We start from the raw sequence: 18115 nt of genomic DNA, 5'->3' as shown, positions 1-18115 counted from the left end.
CATCAATCTTGGTGCGATGACAAAATCGGTTGGTTTTGTCCGTTGCGGGTAGAGGAGAAGCATCGCACCACACCAAGGAGTTTTGTCTGTGCACGGCGTGAAATCCTTCTCCGCCTCCGTGCACGACTTGATGGATGCCTGGATAATAAGCAAAGATGGGGCTGATGCTGCCGATATCTATCAGGCTGCTATGCGACCGTTGCAGCCGAATGTGATCCTGGCTGTAATCGATTGCAGATTTTCCAGTGTGGAAGCCTTCTCCGCAGAATTTGTCCGACGATACAGCGTGACAACGAAGGTGTTGGATATTCTTTCGCTACAAGAGCCCTTTGATTTCCGTAGCTTTCCAGACCAGGAATACCTGAAACATACCGCCATTCCTGTTTTGACCGAGGTCCTGACACAGAAGCGACCATCCCTTTCCAAAGGAAGCACCGTCTTGGGAAGTTGCAAGATTTTCTATGAACGTTTGCTCGTTCCCCAAAAATCTGAAACTGGTCGAAGCGAATGGTGCATCGTCTTCTCCAGGATCGACCTCCTGTTACCAGAAGTCTCTGGGTTTAAAACGGACGGTATCGACCTCAGCATTCTCCAGCTGCTGACAGAGGGTGCGGCGCAAAAAGAAATCGGGCTCAGGTTGGAACTGTCGCCTCGGACGATTGAGCATCGGATCGAGCGGCTTAAGGCGAGGATAGGGGCGAAAAATCTCCAGCACCTCGTGGCGCTGTGGATCGCGAGCAGGCTGTAAATCTATCTCGTGAGGAGCAAATGCGGCCACTTCGCAATACCCTTTAGATTCGGCCTACGACCGTAATTGGTGAAATCTGCCATGCCCTCTGCTTAGAGCAATAATTGGCTCTATCTTGACGTTCATCGGCTATGTTGGTTAGCCGTATTGGACATTTTGCGGCATATCTATTCGACATTTCGCGGGAATTCTAATAGGCATTTCGCGGATGATGCAGTAGACATTTCGCGGATGCTCTGATAGCCATTTCGCGGGAACGCTGATATCAATTTTGCGGGGAAAAATGACGCAAGGCCTTTATAATCGTCACCTGAAAACGGAACTCCTGGAGGCCATGGAAAATGCCAGAGTCGTGAACTTAATTGGTCCTCGGCAAACAGGTAAAACGACATTGGTTCGGGATATGCTGGGAACTGGCCGATTTATCACATTTGACGATGAAAGTATTCTCTCAGCGATTGAAGCTGACCCCCAGGGCCAGCTTCAATCGCTGATCGCTTCAGGAAAAGGAGGCCCCATAATTATTGACGAGGTTCAGCGCTCAAAAAAAATAGCGTTAACATTGAAGCGTATTGTCGATGAAAATCGGGACATGGGGCAATTCTTGCTTACCGGTTCATCCAACATATTTATCTCAGCGGAGATTATGGACTCTCTTGCAGGCCGTGTTCAGACTATAAAAATGCTTCCTCTGAGTGTAGCGGAAATCAAAGAAACGGGGCCATGCAACTTACTAGATTGGGCGAAAGCAAGCGGCGAAGCCGGATCACTCCCTGATTGCTCGCCGACAAGTAGGGATGAGCATATTGATCAGATCATGCGTGGCGGGTATCCAGAAATCCGACCTCTGGCTGAGCGTTCGCGTCAGCGACGGTACAGGGAATACATTGATACAATCGTAGACAGAGACGTCGCGGATGTGATGAAAATCCGCAGAACGGACTCTATGCGTAAATTAATCAATCAACTAGCTATTAGGACTGCAAACGAGCTAAATTTGGTGGAACTAGCGGAGAAGGTGCAGCTAAATCGCCAAACTGCATCTGAATACCTTGATATTTTGGAACGTCTTTCACTCGTTTCGAGATTGCCCGCTTGGTCATCAGGGGAAGTCGGGAGGGATATCAGGCATCCCAAGTTGCACCTGATTGATACCGGCATTGCTGCGGCGCTTCGTGGGCTAACAGCAAGCGATTTTAATCTCGGAAAGGATCAAACGCCTCTTGGCGCGTTGTTCGAAACCTACGTCTATACGGAATTACTAAAATCTCTGCCGCTTCAACGAGACGAATGGAGGCTTTTCCACTGGCGTGATCGCGAAGGGAGGGAAATTGATATTGTTGCCGAGAATGGGAACATGCTGGTGGGCTTTGAAATGAAGGCCTCTTCAACGGTTTCGTCGAGCGATTTCAAGAATTTTCACGCTTTTAAAGGAGGCGCGGGAAAAAAATGGGACTTCCTTGGGCTTGTGATTTACATGGGCGAGCGGCCTTTAGTTTTCGGCGATAGACTTTTTGCGCTACCAATATCTATCTTTTCATCCTTTCCCATATGAACCAATGTCAGCAACAAGGGGCCGTCGGTTGCAGCAGGGAACCGATAGCGAGGCATGTCTTCGCATGCCCGTCGCTGATCCGCAGATAGATAAACGGCGCAGTGCCATATCATCTTATTTACATTCAGAGGCGGTCGTCAGCTTTCGGCCAGCTTGGTATCGGCGACTACTGCGGGATAGATCGGAATCAATGTGAATGAACGATCCAGTATTGAAGGCAATCCAGGGCGCAATAGTCAGTATCGACCTCTCTGAACCGGCGACTGGTGCCAGGTTGGGACGGCTGAAGCTGCAGCCGAGTGTGGACATCAGGACCGCTATCTCCAACGGCAACGAGCCATTGTGGCTCCAGCGCAAGACCTCAGAAAGCTTTTGAACGTAGAGGTCAACCTGATCAGGAACGGACAACATTCAGCATGAACCTGACGTACGCAATCGGGGATATCCACGGCAGAGATGATCTCCTTCGTCCGCTCCTCGCAGCGATAAAAGAAGAAGCTACCGGTGGTACACCACGCTTCATATTCCTCGGCGATATCGTTGATCGTGGTCCAGACAGCAAAGAGTGCATGGAAATCGTCAACCAGGCGATACTGCTGCATCCAGAGTCTAAGCTCGTGCTGGGCAATCATGATGAACGCTTCTGGCACGCGATCAGCGGTATTCTGAGGCCAGACGAGCAGGCTGCTTGGCTCGAAGATTTTGGTGGCTGGCAAACCGTCGAGGCCTATTGTGGCGGTCACCGGCCATCAGTCCCTGAGTTTACCGTCCATTTTCAAGAATTTTACGATCATCACCTCGAAATGCTACAATCGGCGGTCGACAAAGTGGAGACCACCAACTTCTGCTTCGTGCATGCCGGTGTTCGACCTGGCATCAAATTTGCGGATCAAAATCCCCACGATCTCCGATGGATCAGGGATGGTTTCATCGAATTCAGCGGCGAGTTTGAGAAGACTGTCGTCCACGGTCACACAATCACCGATAGTGAACTTCCTGAGTTGCACGGGAACCGGATAGCAATAGACACCGGCTCCTACCGCACTGGTCGTATTTCTTCAGCTGTGTTCGTTGACGACGAACTCACAGGCTTCATCTGCGCCGAGAAGATAAACGGCACCCCAGTCATTCGGCGCTTTGACCGAAAGATGGAAACACAACACCACGAAGGTTCCAAGGTGACCGCCGTCTAAGGCTATGTCGCCCCGCTCGCTCACGAGGCTTTCGCGTCATCCGTCCAAAATCTCGCACTGAAATTATTCAGGTATCCGCTTTGATCAGGCACAGCCGTGAATGCTTCTGGAATCTGGTTTCCGTCGCCACCGCTCTCGAAATAGTCCCTCAGCGTGTAAAGGGCAGTTCTCATCAGATGCTGCCAGGTCGATGCCAGTTCATTCTGACGAATTTCCTCCTGCTTCGCCCTGCTCGGCTTTCGCTTGGGCTGTGGCTGCAGATAAGACGGTCGAGGAACGACCTTGTGGTGAAACGTGATGCTGCCAAAGTTCCAGTCGTCTTCGACCGCTTTCCGCCAGCGGTAAGAAATGGTCACTGACAGGTTGTTTGTGAAATGGTGCGGCCAGTGGACTCCGTCGTCGACGTACCAATACGGACGCTGACGTTCCTCTGTTTCCATCCGATGTTTCATTCGGCTGAAGGCAAAGGATAGATCGGAGCCCATACGCCTTGCGTAACTGTGGGTCTCGTCCCTCTTTTTTGCAGACTTCGCATCCCTGTAGGCGTTCAGTGCCTTCTCGAAATAGTGCAGCTTGCTCGCGACGTATTCACCGCAGTCGCGTAGCCTGAGCCGGTAGATGTCTCCAACTCTTTCTGAACGAATAGCTTCATCAATCAGTTTGGATAGCTCACGTTCATCGACGCCCTTGATCGCCTCGATTTCTCGTTGCTCCAAGTTAATTTCACCCATCGGCCACATCTCCTGCAATCGCTGCTGCGGTGGAGCTAATCACGAAAATTGAGCTTGACGCAATCATTTTCGTTCTTTATTTGTTCTCATCATGAAAAAGATCGCTCTGCACACCCTACGACTATCGCTCTGATCCGCCGCCTCTGCGGAGGCTGAGGTTATTTGCGTTTAGGGTTTTGCGTATGAGCAGTCATTTGTCGGCTCCACCGGAGCAGCCGGTGTCATCAGTGACACCATTTTTTCCCCTTCATACAGTTCGTTGCGATGGCCCTGCCGTTTTCCGCAACCAGTTAGCCCGAGACATCGGATGCCTGCTGGATGTGGATGACGATGTCATCTCTTGGACCTGTGGGACCGTCGAATTGGTTATGGACGGTGTCACTCATGTTCCAGACCTGGTTGCCGAAAGCCAAAGCGGGATCGTTCTAATCGATGCGGTCACGAAGGCCGGACCTTCAGCCATGACCACTGAAATGGCGGCGGCAGCCGGATACCAATATCGCCCGTTATCCAGACCGGAACTGCCCGCCATACGATTGCGGAACGCAAAGGATTTGCTGCGGTACGCGCGATATAGTGTGACCCTTGATGACCGTATTCGTGTCCTGGCTGCCCTGGATGAGTGCGGTACAATGACTTTGGCTGAATGCCTATCCGGCTTTCGCACGACGCAGCCCCTACCGGCTTTCGCGTCAATGGTCCTCCAGCGCTTCATCGCCATCGATCTTGATGATGCGCTTATCGGACCCGAATCCACCGTTCGCCGCTTTCGTGGCTAACCACTGGAAATTCGTATTGCGACACCGTCGCCGGAAACAATCCAATGTCGTTTATCAAAAAGAACATCAGTGTCACAAAATCAGTTCGGGACTACGCCCTGTTCTGCACATTCAAGCATGCACTGCGTCGTCATCCTGTCTTCGCATCGGGTCGTGCGGGGCTGGTGTTACTGAATGTGCCCGAGGGATACTCGCCGAAAGACTATGGCAACGCGGTAGTGGCCGAACTCTACCCGGATGATAATTTTCGCCGGGCTGACGCTGGTTTCATGTACATCGGCGTCAAAGACAAGCCCGACAAGGCGAAGGGTGACTATGAGGATGACTGCCAAAACAAAAAAAGGGCAGTTATTATCGTCGAACATGGCGCGTCTGTACCGCAAGAAGTAATTCTGGGTGCGGACGTCATTGTAGACATACTGCCGATCAATTTTCGCGACGTTCGGGCAGCGTGCCACGTCGTGCTGGGTATGAAACTCAGCGAGGAAGAGGCCAAACGCATCCTGGAATTCCCGCTCGACCAAGTTTGGGCAGCACTGCGACGCGGACGTCTGGTTTCCGAGGTGATGCGCCGCCTGTCCGAAGTTGTTGTCCAGCAGGACTTACCTGCACCGAAGAAGCCCGAAAGAGCAGTCCCCCCATTGTCAGAGATGCACGGCTACGGAGATGCCAAAGAATGGGGCATCAGCCTGGCAAGGGACATCAGCGATTGGCGAAATGGCCATATCGCGTGGGATGATATCGACAAAGGCGTCGTCCTGAGCGGGCCTCCGGGCGTCGGCAAGTCCATTTACGCGAAAGCTGTGGCAAAGGAATGTGAGGTTTCCTTGATCGCTACCTCCTTGGGCCAATGGCAGTCCCGAGGGCATTTGGGTGACCTTTTGCGGGCTATGCGTGCAGACTTTGCTGCCGCCAAAGCCGCCGCGCCAGCCATTCTGTTCATCGATGAAATTGACTCCATCGGAAATCGGGAAAAATTCACGCATGACCATAAGGATTATAGTGTTCAGGTGGTCAATGCCTTCCTGGAGTGCTTGGATGGCTTAGACTCTCGCGAGGGCGTCGTTGTCGTCGGTGCGACCAACAACATCACGAGAATTGACCCCGCAGTCCTGCGCGCAGGCCGTTTAGATCAGCACATCGAGATACCTTTGCCAGATGGGGCATCGCGTGTGGCAATCCTGAGCCAGCATATCGACGGCATCATAACGATTGAAGGGCTCCAACCATTGCGTGCTGCGACGATTGGAATGACCGGTGCCGACCTGGCCAAAGTCGCTCGGGACGCTCGACGCTTGGCGCGACGCGAAAAAAGAGCGCTGACTGTTGACGATTTACGGGCCGCATTGCCCGAAGTCATCAAGATCGAAGGTGACTATCGTCGCTCCATCGCTGTGCATGAAGCAGGGCACACCGTAGTCGGAAACGAGTTGAAACACGGAGCTTATCTGGGCAATCAGATTGTAGACCAGGTGGTCATGAATGGCGCAGATCAGAAAGGTGGAGCAGCCTACTTTGATGTGCCCACAGTGTCTCGACGTGACCGTGACTATTACCTCAGTCAGATCGCCATCATGCTCGCTGGACTGGCTGCCGAAGACGTTGTTTTGGGAAGCACAGGAGACGGTGCTGGCGCAGGCCCGAACTCTGATTTGGCACTCGCCACCAGGCTGGCCACACTTCTGGAAACGAAATTCGGCATGGGCGCGAGTTTCCGCCATAGCTCGGCAACCAGTGACGCCGAACTGGAAAAACTCCGCGTTAATGACCGGGAACTGGCGTTCCGTGTCGACTGCAAACTGGCCGCTCAATTCATTCGCGCCAAGGAAATCTTGGAAGGCAACCGGCCGCTGTTGGACGCTGTAGCTGATGCATTGGTGGAAAATGGATCGATCACGCCGAAACAATACGACGAATTGGTCCAGCAGCACCAGATGCTACAGGTGGCTCGGGTTGGTGGAATAAATGCGGTTAAAACAGATGTTTACGAAGTTGAGAAGTCCTTGAGCCAGGATGACCTGAGTGGAGCGGCGTAATCGCCGCCGGTCCAAAAGTTGCTACCAGCCTAAATCCGTCAACCAAAAGAGAACGATCTATGAAAGGAGGCCTTAGCCAAAATTAAGAAATGCAGATGACTCCTCGGTACCACGTCGCTTAGGCTCTCATCACGTTTGAATGGAGAACCAAACCGTGAAATCGGCAGCGCAAACACACCGAGGTCTATGGGCGTCTAGCCTGTAAGTGCGCTGAGTTCTTCTCGGCCGCTCACAGGCCGAACGTCCGCCAAAGCCAACTCTAACAGTGGAACGGTGGATATGAACGTGAAGAGTATGACATCGCCGATTTACCTGTGCTGCCTTGCGACCCTGTCGGGTTCCGAGGCAACGACTTGGCTCGTCCGCAAGCTCCTATCGCACATCGCGAACTGAATTCCGCAAACAGTCCGAAGTGTCCAAGGCTCAACCAGAAGGTTGCGCCAACGATGGAGCATGCCTTGAAGTATCCGGTGTCTCAATTTTTGCGTGGCGTAACGCCAGTCCAACCAACTGAGGTCGTGGCCCTCGGCATTACCCATGAGCTGATCCTGAAAATAGCTGACCTGCAGGCAGCCGCCAGCGCTGCCAAGAAGGGCTTGCCTGTGCCTTCCGGCAAGGGAGGTGCGCAATGAAAACTGGATTTGAACCTGGGAGCGAGCCGGTTTTCGAGCCCCCACGCCGGGTAATGCACAAAACGCTGCCAGGCATCTTTCCGAGCACGAAGGTCAAGGGCGGGTACGTGCGAACGAAATCGCCACTGATGATGGACGGACTTTACCATCTCGACACTAATCCGGATATCGTACGCATTCTGCCTTACCCGATCCGCATCGAATACCCATCCAACGTAAGCATCCGAGGAGCGCCGCCTTGAGCGGTTGAGATGAATCTGTCGTTTTGTCGCTATGGACAGGCATAAGGACAGTTTTCGGACACCGGTGAGCCGGCTTGAAATCATCGACACAAGGCGTCGGCGGCGCTTTACCGCCGAGGCCAAGTTCAAAATTCTCGAGGAAGGCTTTTCTGGCGATGGTCGCCAGGTCTCCGCGACGGCAGAGAAGCACGGGGTTTCGCGCTCACAATTGTACCGTTGGCGTCAGTTGGCGCAGTCCGGCAGCCTTTGCCGCAATCGGATCGAAGGCTTCGTGCCCGCAGTGATCACACCGGACGTGCCAGCTCCCGTTTCGGCCGCATCGGCTTCGGTAGTGGGTAGCGGTCGCATGGAGGTGCTGAGCACGAACGGTCGACGTGTCATTGTCGATCGAGAGGTCGACGTCGATGCGCTGCTGCGCATCCTGCGCGCGCTGGAGACGTTGCGATGATTCCGATCCCGACAGGCGTCCGGGTTTGGCTGGCGACGGGCTATACGGATATGCGATGTGGGTTCCCGTCGCTAGCGTTACGGGTGCAGGAAGTGCTGAAGCACGACCCGCTGGGCGGTCATCTGTTCTGCTTCAGGGGTAAACGCGGTGACCTGATCAAGGTCGTTTGGCACGATGGCCAGGGGGCCTGCCTGTTCACGAAAAAATTGGAACGAGGCAAGTTCATCTGGCCTTCTGCCGACGGTGGCGCGGTGCCGATCTCGACGGCGCAGCTTTCCTATCTGCTGTCAGGAATTGACTGGCGCGCGCCGCAGGAGACCTGGCGCCCCAGCCGGGTCTGACTGCATTCTTGCATTGAAAATGTTGAGAAATCTGATTCAATGTCGCTATGACATTGCCGCCGCTTACCCTGCCATCGGACCTTGCAAGTGCTCATGCGGCGCTGCTGGCCGAACGTGCTGCGCGACTGCAAGCTGAGGCGGAAGCGGCCAACGCAAAGGCCCGGCTATCGAGCATCGAGGCGCTAAACGCACATCTGCAATTGCTGCTTGGCAAACTTGAGCGCGAGAAGCACGGCCCGCGCCGTGAGCGCACGCAGCGGCTGATCGATCAGTTGGAATTGCAGCTCGAAGAGCTCGTGGCGTCGGCCGCCGAGGATGAACTGGGCGCCCAAGAGGCCGCGGCCAAAACGCAGTCCGTACGCGCCTTTGCCCGCAAGCGTCCGGTGCGCAAGCCGTGGCCTGAAGACGTCGAGCGCGAACGCATCGTTGTCGAAGCGCCGACGGCATGCGCCTGCTGTGGCGGCTCGCGGCTGTCGAAGCTGGGCGAGGATGTGACTGAAACGTTGGAGGAGATCCCACGCCGCTTCAAGGTTATCGAGACGGTGCGCGAGAAGTTTACCTGCCGCGATTGCGAGGCGATCAGTCAGGCTCCCGCACCGTTCCATGCCACTCCGCGCGGCTTTATCGGTCCTCAGTTGCTGGCGACGATCGTCTTCGACAAGTTCGGGCAGCACATCCCGCTGAACCGCCAGAGCACGCGGTTCAAATGTGAGGGTATCGATCTGTCGACCCAGACCCTGGCCGATCAGGTCGGTCACGCTACCTTCGCCCTCAAGCCGATATTTGATCTGATCGAGGCACATGTGTTCCAGGCCGAGCGGCTTCACGGTGACGACACGACGATCCCAATCCTGGCCAAGGGCCAATGCACGACCGGGCGAATATGGGTTTACGTGCGCGACGATCAGCCATTCGCCGGCCCTGCGCCGCCGGCGGCGGTCTTCTACGCCTCCTGCAATCGGCGCGGCGAGCACCCGCAAAGGCATCTGGCCGACTTCAGCGGCATTCTTCAGGCGGATTGCTACAACGGCTTCAATCCGCTGTTCGATCTGACGAAGAGGCAGATGCCGGCAACGCCCGCGTTCTGCTTCGCCCATGCGCGGCGGAAGTTCTTCGAACTGGCCGATGTCGCTCGCAATGCTCGGCGCGGCAAAGGTACCAAGCCGATCTCGCCGGTAGCCCTCGAGGCGGTGAAGCGCATCGATGCTCTGTTTGCCATCGAGCGCGACATCAACGGTCTGAGCGCGGCCGAGCGGCTTGCGGTCCGGCAGGAGAAGAGCAAGCCGCTACTTGGCGATATGGAGGAATGGTTACGCACCGAGCGGGCCAGCCTATCACGCTCATCGCCGGCGGCCGGACCGATCGACTATATGCTGTCGCGCTGGGCTGACTTTGCCCGCTATGCCGACGACGGCAGGATCTGCATGACGAACAATTGCGCGGAAAGAGCGTTGCGCGGCGTGGCTTGCGGAAGAAAGGCTTGGCTCTTCGCCGGTTCCGACCGCGGCGCAGATCGCGCTGCCATCATGCTCACCCTGATCATGACCGCACGGCTGAACGACGTAGACCCGAAGGCTTGGCTCGCCGATGTCCTTGCTCGCATCGCCGACCTGCCGGCCTCGCGTTTGCCGGAACTGCTTCCCTGGGAGTGGAAGCGGATACGCCAGGGCAAAAACTCCGCCCTCATGCTGGCAGCTTGACGATGGCCTCTTCTCTCGTCCGTCTGAAGGTCACCCTTGATCATGTCGAACCGACCGTGATGCGGCGCATTGTCGTGCCGTGGCGCATCCGGCTCAGCCGGCTGCATGAGGTATTGCAGGCTGCGATGGGGTGGACCAACACCCACCTCTACGAATTCCAGATCCGTGACGTTGGCTTTGGTTTGCCCGACCAGGAATGGGGGGATGGTCCACTCGATGCCCGCAAGATCTCGCTCCTGTCGGCAATCCAGGACACCGGTGCGAAATCCTTCAAATACCACTATGACTTCGGCGACGGCTGGACGCACAGCATCAAGATCGAGCGCACGTTCCCTGTCGTCGCGCTTGCAGATCCAATGCTGATCGAGGCAACGGGGCGCTGCCCGCCTGAAGACGTTGGCGGTCCGTGGGGATACCAGGAGTTCCGCGAGGCGCTCGCCGACCCCGCTCATGAACGGCACGCCGAACTTGTCGAATGGTCGGGCGCCAAAGACTTCGACCCAAACAATGCAGCCTTCGCTGATCTCAACAGAGCCGTGGAAAACCTGGCTGCGAAATGGGCGCGTCGATCACGCCGGAAAGCCTAACCGCAGCAACCTCATCACTATAGCCCGATTTGCCTAACTCGCGCGTGCTCATGCCGCGTGGCTGCTCGGATGCTTACCATCCAACCAGGATCAGGATGTCTTCTGCATGCGTGACCATACCTTTCAGATGGGTGTGGAACTGCGCAACGGAGAACGCATCTACATCGACTACGAGCCGTTCAATATCCAATTGGAACGACCGTGGATCGCGGATCGCACCGCAAATCTGGTGCACGTGACGCGCAACGAGCTGGGTGCAAGCTATGTCTTGCTCGACGAGCGAACGATCTACATTCAGCCGCGCTTTTCCAACCTGAAAATGATGTGGGCACATCTGCATGTTTCCGACGATGAGGCGCTCATGGCTGTTCGTCGGGCCGTTCAAATCGTTGACCTGCCAACGACCATCTCTGCGGTCCGTCGGCAGGTCAAAGTGTCTGGCATCAAATTCGAGGTCCTGGACTCTCTCGGTCACGTTGTGAGCCAGCGCCCACTCGACGAGGTGGATCGTGTGTTCACCGCCATCATGCAGATGATCAGCAAGGGCGAAATCGACATCGATTATTCAAAGCCTTTCAACGATGCATCCCTGTTGTTTGAACGTCGTTAGGAGCGCCACATGTCGATCCGTGAACATCCTGGTGCATTCCTGAATCCAGAATCCCTGCCGGTCATCATGACCGCAGACGAACTCGACTTGCCGTTGCCTGAGAACGGCAAGTTTCAGCAAAAATATGATGTGGCGGCAGGTACCCGATATAACATCTGGTCGAGAGACCGGATGCGCATCGGATACTACATGGTGCAGTCCTGCTTGAAAGATGACCGTTTTGGCGTCGTGATCACGATGAACAACATCGTCACCCAGAGCACCGTGCATCTGACTACGTCGCAGCTCGTCTTTTTGGAAACCCATCGGCGGCTGCGGCAGGAAAACGGCAAAAGGCTGAACAAAAATGCACCGGGTGCTGCCTTCCGTTACACCGATGCCCAGCTGACAAAGGGCAAATTCTACCTGAGCTACGTAGATGCTATCTTGCGCGCAGCAGAGCGTGAAGGGGTTGAGCCAAAACGAGGTCTCATCGAACGTGTCTCGAAAGCTCATGCATTGGAGCGGGGAGAAGCACGACCACCGTGCTACAATACGCTCAGGGAAAAAGTCGAACAATACTTACACGAGTCGTCCGACATTGTTGGTAAGTTGGCTCCTGGCATAAGCTCTGGAAATCGGCGCGACCATTTTGGCATGCACGTCGAGAACCTGATGGCCGATGCGGTCGAAAAGGCGTGTCGTCTCGACAAGGGCGACTGGCGGGACGTCAAGAAATTCTTTCTGGCATCGTTGCATGAGCGCCCAAACCGCCACCTGCTGGAGAAGCTGTGCAACGAGAAAGGCGTGCTGATCGAACCAAGCGATCACACTCTTCAGCGCCGCTTGGGTGCCATCGATAAGTTTCAGAAGGCGCTGTGGCGACGCGGTGTGGACTACGCTCGCAAGAAGTTCAACATCTATATCACGCAGGCACTGCCCGATCATCCACTCGACATTGTGGACGTCGATTTTACGCCCATCGACATCATCGTGGTCGATGATGAGCGACCGATTATTTATGGGCGTCCCCATCTCATCGCTTTTCGCGACCGAAAGACCGGCTCGTTCCTTGGGTATTCCGTCAGCTTTAAGGGTGCTTCGTTCGAGCATTTCCTGGAAGGTCTGGTGCACGCCATCAGCCCGAAGGATATGTCGCAGTATCCCGGCTTAGAATGGAAGCAGTACGGTACCTTCCGAAGGCTTGGCGTCGATAATGACATGGCGCTGATCAACGACCATGTGCGTGAATCGTTGGCGCAATTGGGAATCCAGCTGATCGAGTACCGACCAGGTCATCCGTGGGAAAAAGGCGCTGTCGAGCGGCTGTTTCAGACCATGAACCAGGACATCATCCACAATCTGCCCAGATCGACCAAAGGGAGTCCGAAAGAACGTGACTCGTTCGCTGACAAGAATGCCGACCTCCCCATGCTCACGCTGTCCGAGCTGAACGATTTCATCATCCGGTACATCTGCAGCGACTATCATGTGAACCCGCATAAGGGTCTTGGAATGCTCAGAACCCTGGACGGGATTCCGAACCAGCTCTGGGATGACGGAATTCGCCATTCCCACGCAAGGCGTCCTATCGATCCTGATGTGATTACCCGAATGATCGGTAACACAAAGGACGTGAGCGTCCGCGACGGCTGTGTGTGGTGGGATAATCTTATCTACTGCCATCCCGACCTGATTGTCGTTCAAGCTGACGCACAAAACAGGACGGCGGTGCCTGGAGTTCAGTCCACCAAGTACAAGGCTTGGCGAAACCCTAGCAATCTGGACCACATTTTCCTGCTCAACCACCACACTGGGCAGATCATAGAGGTGCCGGTGCAGGAGGCTGACGCTTGGTACGCGAAGGGGCTGCGGCTCTACCAGCATCAGAAGGTTATGGACTATCTGAAAGAGCAGAAACGCGACGCTCGCGATTTTAGAAGCGCCTACAACGACTTCACCAACAGGCTGGAAGAGATCAACAAGATCAGAGTGAACTGGCGGTCTAGTAAGCAACTGGCAAAATTCCACGCAAGGGCCACCAACAAGTATCGGCGTACGCGCGTTGTCGAAATCGATCACAACGCCCCTTCGGGTTCGGTGCCAATGAGCCTTTCTGCTGTTGCGACCCATATTCCGGCCGCAAAGCCGGTCTCACCAGCTCCGCGTCCCATGACGTCTCCCGCTCCCGACGTAGTGCCAGCGCGCCAGGAGGACGGGCGCAAATACTCGTTCGACCTGAGCCAGGACGACGACGACATCTCCAATTTGTTCAAGCGTAAGGATGATAAAGCATGATTTATCCGGATTTCCACACTACCGCGTTCGAGACCGACGAAGATCGACGGGCGGCTGCAACTCTGCCTGCGGCCACCCGGCAGGCGATGATCAAGAACGTGCTCTATCCGTATGAGAAATTCGTCGAAATCAGCGACAAGATCATGAAGTTTCATCTTCCCGTAGATGGCGGGGAGCCGGATACGGGATGGATCGCAGGGCTGCTGGGTGAATACCGGTCAGGCAAAACGTTCATCCTGCAGCACTTTGCGCGGCAATTTCCGCCTCGTTTGACCGACAATGGCTTCGAGCACGACGTCGTCTACGTCCAGGCCCGTCAAGACTGGGATTCCCTGGAACTCGGGAAACAGATTTATATGATGACCGGCGTTCCTGCCGTTCCCCGGCTCACCATTGCATCGATGAACTCGAAAGCTGCGAGGCGTCTGATCGAATGCAAGACGAAGCTGCTGATCATTGACGACGCACATTGCCTGTTTGGGGCGGCTGGCAAGCGACGAGCAGTGTATGCCTCACTCATCAAATATCTGGTCGATCAGGCAAACGCCTGCAACGTGCTGTTGGCTGGTCCTGCTAGCATCGAGGGTCCGATGGAAGCCGATCTTCAGATGAAGGGACGCGGTGGATTTCCGCGATACCGCGTGGAGGGCTTCGACCCCAAAACACCCGAGGGGCGTAACAAGTTTCGCATCTTTCTGCATGGTGTGGATCAGCGTCTGCCATTCCGGCAGCTGTCCGACCTTGCCGCTAAACGTTATCTGCCGGACCTCCTGGAGATGACTGACGGCTCATTGGGATTGGCGATGAATATCGTCGTTGCAGCGGGATATGAGGCCATCAACGACGATTCTGCTTGCATCATGCCCCATCACCTCCGTTCTGCGGCCGAAGATCGGTTGCCGAGTGGGAAGACTTTCCAGCCATTTGCGGAGGTCCAGGCCCAATGACGATTGCCTTCGATTTGCGAACCGCACCATTCAGCAGGTGGGATGTCATCAATCAGGTGGCGGAACCTGCTCACGGATACTATGCGCGTTTGGTTTCAGCGGAAGGGCATACGAGCGTGACGTCGTACAGCGATTGGATCGATGTGCGGGCTCGCAATATTAGCCCTGAGCACCTGTTGGACGTTATCGAGAAACTTCCTCTGTCGGCTGACCGTTTGAGCAGGTTACGTCGTGCGACACCAAGGCGTCACGGTGCAAAAGTGATGCTGTGTGATGAGGTATTTCGTTACAGCGATTTTTCCTACACCAGGCGTCGCTGGTGTCCCGGTTGTCTTCACGAGCGGCCTTTTCATCGGATATGGTGGGATATCCAAGCGATCAGACGATGTCCTTTCCACGGGACGGCCTTGGTCGACACGTGCGCCGATGGCAAAACGCTGCATTGGTGGTGGCCAAATTTCGATATCTCACCCGATGGCGAGGTTCTCGGTCGCCCTATGGCTCTGCATGCTTCGGGCGCAACGCTGGAAACCTACCTCCTTGGTCGCCTGGGCTTTGCCGACAGGCTGATTGCACCGCTTATTGATACCTGCGACGCCGGTACAGTCATCGAGGTCTGCGATATCATCGGGAGGTTGCTCTGCAATCCTTGGTCGTCTGAGCTGCCCGAAATGCAGTTAGATGCGACGGAAGTTGGCTTCCAAGCTTTGAGCGGTGACGGCCCTCATCTGGTGGAAACACTGCGAGCCTGGATTCGTGCGCGAGTGCCAGATGCCATGAAGACACGTGGGTGGACCATTGTGTTTGAATGGGTCAGAATTCAGCAAAATGCCTTGGAGGACAGAAAGATCGCCGGGGTCATAAAGACCGCAATTCGTAAGGCTCTCGCGCTCGAAGCTCGTGGAGCCGTGGACCCGATCCCATCCGATGATTTCTTGAAGGAAGAGATCGGGTTGACGGAGTTGGCTGCCAGGATCGGAGTCAACCGGAAAGGTCTGCCTGCCGTGGCTGATGCACTTGGGCTTATGCCAGAGCGGGAATGGTACCGCGCCCCGGTCAAATTCGATCCTGTAGAGGCTGACACCATCGAACATCATGTTCGTCGAATGATGACCCGTGTCGAGGCAGCTACGGCTTTGGGTATGGCTTCACAGGACATTCAGCCACTCGTTGATGCAGGCTTTCTCCGGTCGTTCGGCAATGTTATCGGAGACGGACCGGTCGGCCACCGTTTCCTGGTCCGCGACATTCAGAAGCTCTTGGACTTCACAGGTCGTTTGCCGCAAATGAGGCATGCAAAATCGCGCTCACTGACTACCTTCGCACGGAACGAGGGATTGCGAATGGGCGATGCCGCAGTGAAAGTGATAAGCGGCAAATTAGACTGCATTCGAGGCGACAATGGGAAGGCAGGCTTCCGGGCCCTGCGTGTGATATTGGCCGCCACTTCCAAGCCCTCAACGACTTAATCCCGGTGCCAATGGTCGAGGTTGTGGATACCTCGGTAGAAATCGAACTACCGCTACAACTTCTATGGACAACTGGCGCAGAAGATGGAACAATGTTGCTAATTTGTTCCAGAGAGCCATACTTGCCCAACTCCGTGAAAAAAGCTCAATCCAAGTCGATTGCCACTAAGGAAGCCCGCGCTTCGATTCCCACCAAAGTGCAAAACTTCCTTTGGGCAAGGTCAGGGGGGGCGTTGCGAATACCGTGGGTGCAACGATCTGCTGATTGGCGATTTGGTGTCCAATACTCCAAATGCCAATAAGGGCTACCACGCGCACATTATCGCCGACAGCCCTGGCGGCCCAAGGGGGCACGAAACGCTTTCAAAGAAGCTCGCAAGCGATCCGGATAACATCATGCTCCTTTGCGACGTCCACCATCGGGTGATCGACAGGGAAAAGAAGGCCGAGCATCCCGCTGAACTTCTCCGGGAGATGAAGCGTGAACATGAAGATCGTATTGAAGCAGTAACAGCAATTGCCCGACATCGGGGGACGCACGCCCTACGGTATACTGCTAAAATAGCAACCAACGAGGCTCTCGTTACCGCGTCCGATTTGCAAATCGCCATCGTGGAAGAAGGCCGTTTCCCTGTTCGTGGGGGGAACATTGATCTTGAACTAATCGGGCTGGATTACAGCGAAGACGAGCCAGAATACTGGGCCATTCATCTTAGAAACCTCCGAAGTGGCTTTAAAGAAAAGGTCAGTGGTCGGACAGAACGCGGCGAGCTACAACACCTCACCGTCGCTGCTTTGGCTCCGATACCTTTACTTATCGAGCTTGGCCGCCTTCTGTCCGACATCCGTGCCGTAGATGTCAGGCAACTACTGAGAAATCCAAAGGGCTTGAAGTGGGACAACAATTCACCGCCTTTAACTTTCGATGTCTGTCCAGCTGTTCCTTCCAGGGCGAACATTGTGGCATTGAAGGTCGAGATCAGCTCAGACATCGCAGATGAACGCGTCATACGCATTCTAGGCGATGCTGTTCCAATATGGTCAATAAGATCGTCATTTCGGGGAAACGATGTTCTGCGCCGATCTGATGATCTTGTCGCGTTCGCCCGTGATTTTCGATCCACGTTGGACCAAATCCGACATGCTCACGGTCCCGATGTAGAGGTGCACCTTTTCCCTTCCGTTCCAGCGTCAACGGCTGTCGAAATCGGCCGAGGATGGCAGCCGAAGGCTCATCCCACTCTTCGCGTCTACGATGAGAATCGCCGATTGGGCGGATTTCACTTAGTCCACAGCCTGGATCATACTCAAGCGTGAGATTGCGATTGCATGAAGCACATAGATCAATTCGCTAATTTCCTTAGAGATGAAGTTAATCTCAACAAGACGAGAATTGAGAATCTTGAAAGTAAAGCCGCCGCAATCGAGAATTTTGTCTTGGAGAACTGGAAGGTTCCGGTCGGGGAGTTTGAAAAGCAAGGCTCATGGGCACATCGGACAATTATCAAGCCGCCTGGCAACAAGGGGTTTGACGCTGATCTATTAACCTTTGTTGCTCCCTATGAAAGTTTCGAGCCCACCGAATACATCGATTCATTGTAAGCTATTTTCAAGGCGTCCGGGGTTTATGAGTCGAAGGTTTCTCGTAAGACTAGGTGTGTGACCATTGAGTACGCCAACGACTTCACTTTGGATGTCGTGCCCTGCGTGCAAAAGGCGGGCGGGTACTTCGGACAAGACATCTGTAATCGCAGAGACAACGTATTCGAACCGACCGATGGCAAGGGTTTTGCCAACTGGTGGCATACTCGCTGTTCCTA

17 protein-coding genes and 1 pseudogene are annotated in these 18115 nt (G+C 54.8%); 17 read left to right on the top strand and 1 reads right to left on the bottom strand.

The window, feature by feature from the left end; all coding sequences use genetic code 11:
• The first annotated feature begins 88 nt into the window (after positions 1-88).
• The 4 genes from AABQ55_RS18010 to AABQ55_RS17995 all read left to right on the top strand — a co-directional run bounded on the left by AABQ55_RS18010 (position 89) and on the right by AABQ55_RS17995 (position 3496).
• Positions 89-748, top strand: coding sequence for a response regulator transcription factor (locus tag AABQ55_RS18010; protein ID WP_272805991.1), 660 nt, complete (start codon positions 89-91; stop codon positions 746-748).
• 283 nt (positions 749-1031) lie between these two features.
• Positions 1032-2303 carry an ATP-binding protein gene (locus AABQ55_RS18005; RefSeq protein ID WP_272805990.1) on the top strand — a complete coding sequence of 424 codons (1272 nt, stop codon included), beginning with the start codon at positions 1032-1034 and terminating at the stop codon, positions 2301-2303.
• 196 nt (positions 2304-2499) lie between these two features.
• Positions 2500-2679: a hypothetical protein gene (locus AABQ55_RS18000; RefSeq protein WP_272805989.1), complete on the top strand. Its 180-nt coding sequence runs from the start codon at positions 2500-2502 to the stop codon at positions 2677-2679.
• Between the two features lie 40 nt (positions 2680-2719).
• Positions 2720-3496, top strand: coding sequence for a metallophosphoesterase (locus AABQ55_RS17995; protein ID WP_272805988.1), 777 nt, complete (start codon positions 2720-2722; stop codon positions 3494-3496).
• Positions 3497-3516: 20 nt separating this feature from the next.
• On the opposite strand, the gene AABQ55_RS17990 is transcribed toward AABQ55_RS17995, so the two are convergent.
• Positions 3517-4227 carry a hypothetical protein gene (locus AABQ55_RS17990; protein WP_272805987.1) on the bottom strand — a complete coding sequence of 237 codons (711 nt, stop codon included), beginning with the start codon at positions 4225-4227 and terminating at the stop codon, positions 3517-3519.
• Between the two features lie 182 nt (positions 4228-4409).
• Here AABQ55_RS17990 and AABQ55_RS17985 point away from each other — a divergent pair, with 182 nt between their 5' ends.
• The 13 genes and pseudogenes from AABQ55_RS17985 to AABQ55_RS17925 form a co-directional block, all read left to right on the top strand.
• Positions 4410-5006, top strand: a complete 597-nt coding sequence (locus AABQ55_RS17985; protein WP_272805986.1) for a hypothetical protein — start codon at positions 4410-4412, stop codon at positions 5004-5006.
• Positions 5007-5050: 44 nt separating this feature from the next.
• Complete coding sequence (locus AABQ55_RS17980; RefSeq protein ID WP_272805985.1) at positions 5051-7042, top strand: AAA family ATPase; 1992 nt, start codon at positions 5051-5053, stop codon at positions 7040-7042.
• A 458-nt stretch (positions 7043-7500) separates the two neighbouring features.
• Positions 7501-7674 (top strand): hypothetical protein, encoded by a 174-nt coding sequence (locus AABQ55_RS17975; RefSeq protein WP_272805984.1) that lies wholly within the window; start codon positions 7501-7503, stop codon positions 7672-7674.
• A 273-nt stretch (positions 7675-7947) separates the two neighbouring features.
• Positions 7948-8364, top strand: coding sequence for an IS66-like element accessory protein TnpA (gene tnpA, locus AABQ55_RS17970; protein WP_272791938.1), 417 nt, complete (start codon positions 7948-7950; stop codon positions 8362-8364).
• The gene (gene tnpB / locus AABQ55_RS17965) at positions 8361-8705 is read left to right on the top strand and encodes an IS66 family insertion sequence element accessory protein TnpB (protein WP_050747117.1); all 345 of its coding nucleotides are present in this window, start codon (positions 8361-8363) and stop codon (positions 8703-8705) included. Before tnpA ends, tnpB begins: the two co-directional genes overlap by 4 nt.
• Before the next feature lie 47 nt (positions 8706-8752).
• Positions 8753-10405 (top strand): IS66 family transposase, encoded by a 1653-nt coding sequence (gene tnpC, locus AABQ55_RS17960; RefSeq protein ID WP_272791937.1) that lies wholly within the window; start codon positions 8753-8755, stop codon positions 10403-10405.
• Positions 10406-10407: 2 nt separating this feature from the next.
• Entirely contained in the window at positions 10408-10992 is a 585-nt protein-coding gene (locus AABQ55_RS17955; RefSeq protein ID WP_050747119.1) for a plasmid pRiA4b ORF-3 family protein, read from the top strand.
• Positions 10993-11098: 106 nt separating this feature from the next.
• Positions 11099-11602 (top strand): hypothetical protein, encoded by a 504-nt coding sequence (locus AABQ55_RS17950; RefSeq protein ID WP_338341909.1) that lies wholly within the window; start codon positions 11099-11101, stop codon positions 11600-11602.
• 9 nt (positions 11603-11611) lie between these two features.
• Positions 11612-13879, top strand: a complete 2268-nt coding sequence (locus tag AABQ55_RS17945) for a hypothetical protein (protein WP_272805982.1) — start codon at positions 11612-11614, stop codon at positions 13877-13879.
• Positions 13876-14826, top strand: a complete 951-nt coding sequence (locus AABQ55_RS17940) for a TniB family NTP-binding protein (protein WP_272805981.1) — start codon at positions 13876-13878, stop codon at positions 14824-14826. The genes AABQ55_RS17945 and AABQ55_RS17940 overlap by 4 nt, the downstream gene beginning before the upstream one ends.
• Complete coding sequence (locus AABQ55_RS17935) at positions 14823-16295, top strand: TniQ family protein (RefSeq protein ID WP_272805980.1); 1473 nt, start codon at positions 14823-14825, stop codon at positions 16293-16295. The genes AABQ55_RS17940 and AABQ55_RS17935 overlap by 4 nt, the downstream gene beginning before the upstream one ends.
• Positions 16296-16571: 276 nt before the next feature.
• Positions 16572-17612 carry an SAVED domain-containing protein gene (locus AABQ55_RS17930; protein WP_272805979.1) on the top strand — a complete coding sequence of 347 codons (1041 nt, stop codon included), beginning with the start codon at positions 16572-16574 and terminating at the stop codon, positions 17610-17612.
• A gap of 12 nt (positions 17613-17624) precedes the next feature.
• Positions 17625-18089 (top strand): annotated as a pseudogene (locus AABQ55_RS17925) (SMODS domain-containing nucleotidyltransferase); the annotation flags it as partial.
• Positions 18090-18115: the final 26 nt, after the last annotated feature.

The sequence above is a fragment of the Shinella sp. WSD5-1 genome, from assembly GCF_963942435.1.
Lineage (GTDB): Bacteria > Pseudomonadota > Alphaproteobacteria > Rhizobiales > Rhizobiaceae > Shinella > Shinella yambaruensis.
The sequence above is the reverse complement of the archived record's forward strand: the minus strand, read 5'-3'. Positions and strand labels throughout refer to the sequence as shown.

What these genes read in the sequence shown, in the direction of transcription:
- tnpC (WP_272791937.1), top strand. Translation starts at nt 8,753, where the DNA reads ATGACATTGCCGCCGCTTACCCTGCCATCGGACCTTGCAAGTGCTCAT.
- AABQ55_RS17945 (WP_272805982.1), top strand. Translation starts at nt 11,612, where the DNA reads ATGTCGATCCGTGAACATCCTGGTGCATTCCTGAATCCAGAATCCCTG.
- tnpA (WP_272791938.1), top strand. Translation starts at nt 7,948, where the DNA reads ATGGACAGGCATAAGGACAGTTTTCGGACACCGGTGAGCCGGCTTGAA.
- AABQ55_RS17955 (WP_050747119.1), top strand. Translation starts at nt 10,408, where the DNA reads ATGGCCTCTTCTCTCGTCCGTCTGAAGGTCACCCTTGATCATGTCGAA.
- AABQ55_RS17940 (WP_272805981.1), top strand. Translation starts at nt 13,876, where the DNA reads ATGATTTATCCGGATTTCCACACTACCGCGTTCGAGACCGACGAAGAT.
- AABQ55_RS17995 (WP_272805988.1), top strand. Translation starts at nt 2,720, where the DNA reads ATGAACCTGACGTACGCAATCGGGGATATCCACGGCAGAGATGATCTC.
- AABQ55_RS17935 (WP_272805980.1), top strand. Translation starts at nt 14,823, where the DNA reads ATGACGATTGCCTTCGATTTGCGAACCGCACCATTCAGCAGGTGGGAT.
- AABQ55_RS17980 (WP_272805985.1), top strand. Translation starts at nt 5,051, where the DNA reads ATGTCGTTTATCAAAAAGAACATCAGTGTCACAAAATCAGTTCGGGAC.
- AABQ55_RS18005 (WP_272805990.1), top strand. Translation starts at nt 1,032, where the DNA reads ATGACGCAAGGCCTTTATAATCGTCACCTGAAAACGGAACTCCTGGAG.
- tnpB (WP_050747117.1), top strand. Translation starts at nt 8,361, where the DNA reads ATGATTCCGATCCCGACAGGCGTCCGGGTTTGGCTGGCGACGGGCTAT.
- AABQ55_RS18000 (WP_272805989.1), top strand. Translation starts at nt 2,500, where the DNA reads ATGAACGATCCAGTATTGAAGGCAATCCAGGGCGCAATAGTCAGTATC.
- AABQ55_RS17950 (WP_338341909.1), top strand. Translation starts at nt 11,099, where the DNA reads ATGCGTGACCATACCTTTCAGATGGGTGTGGAACTGCGCAACGGAGAA.
- AABQ55_RS17990 (WP_272805987.1), bottom strand. Translation starts at nt 4,227, where the DNA reads ATGGGTGAAATTAACTTGGAGCAACGAGAAATCGAGGCGATCAAGGGC.
- AABQ55_RS17985 (WP_272805986.1), top strand. Translation starts at nt 4,410, where the DNA reads ATGAGCAGTCATTTGTCGGCTCCACCGGAGCAGCCGGTGTCATCAGTG.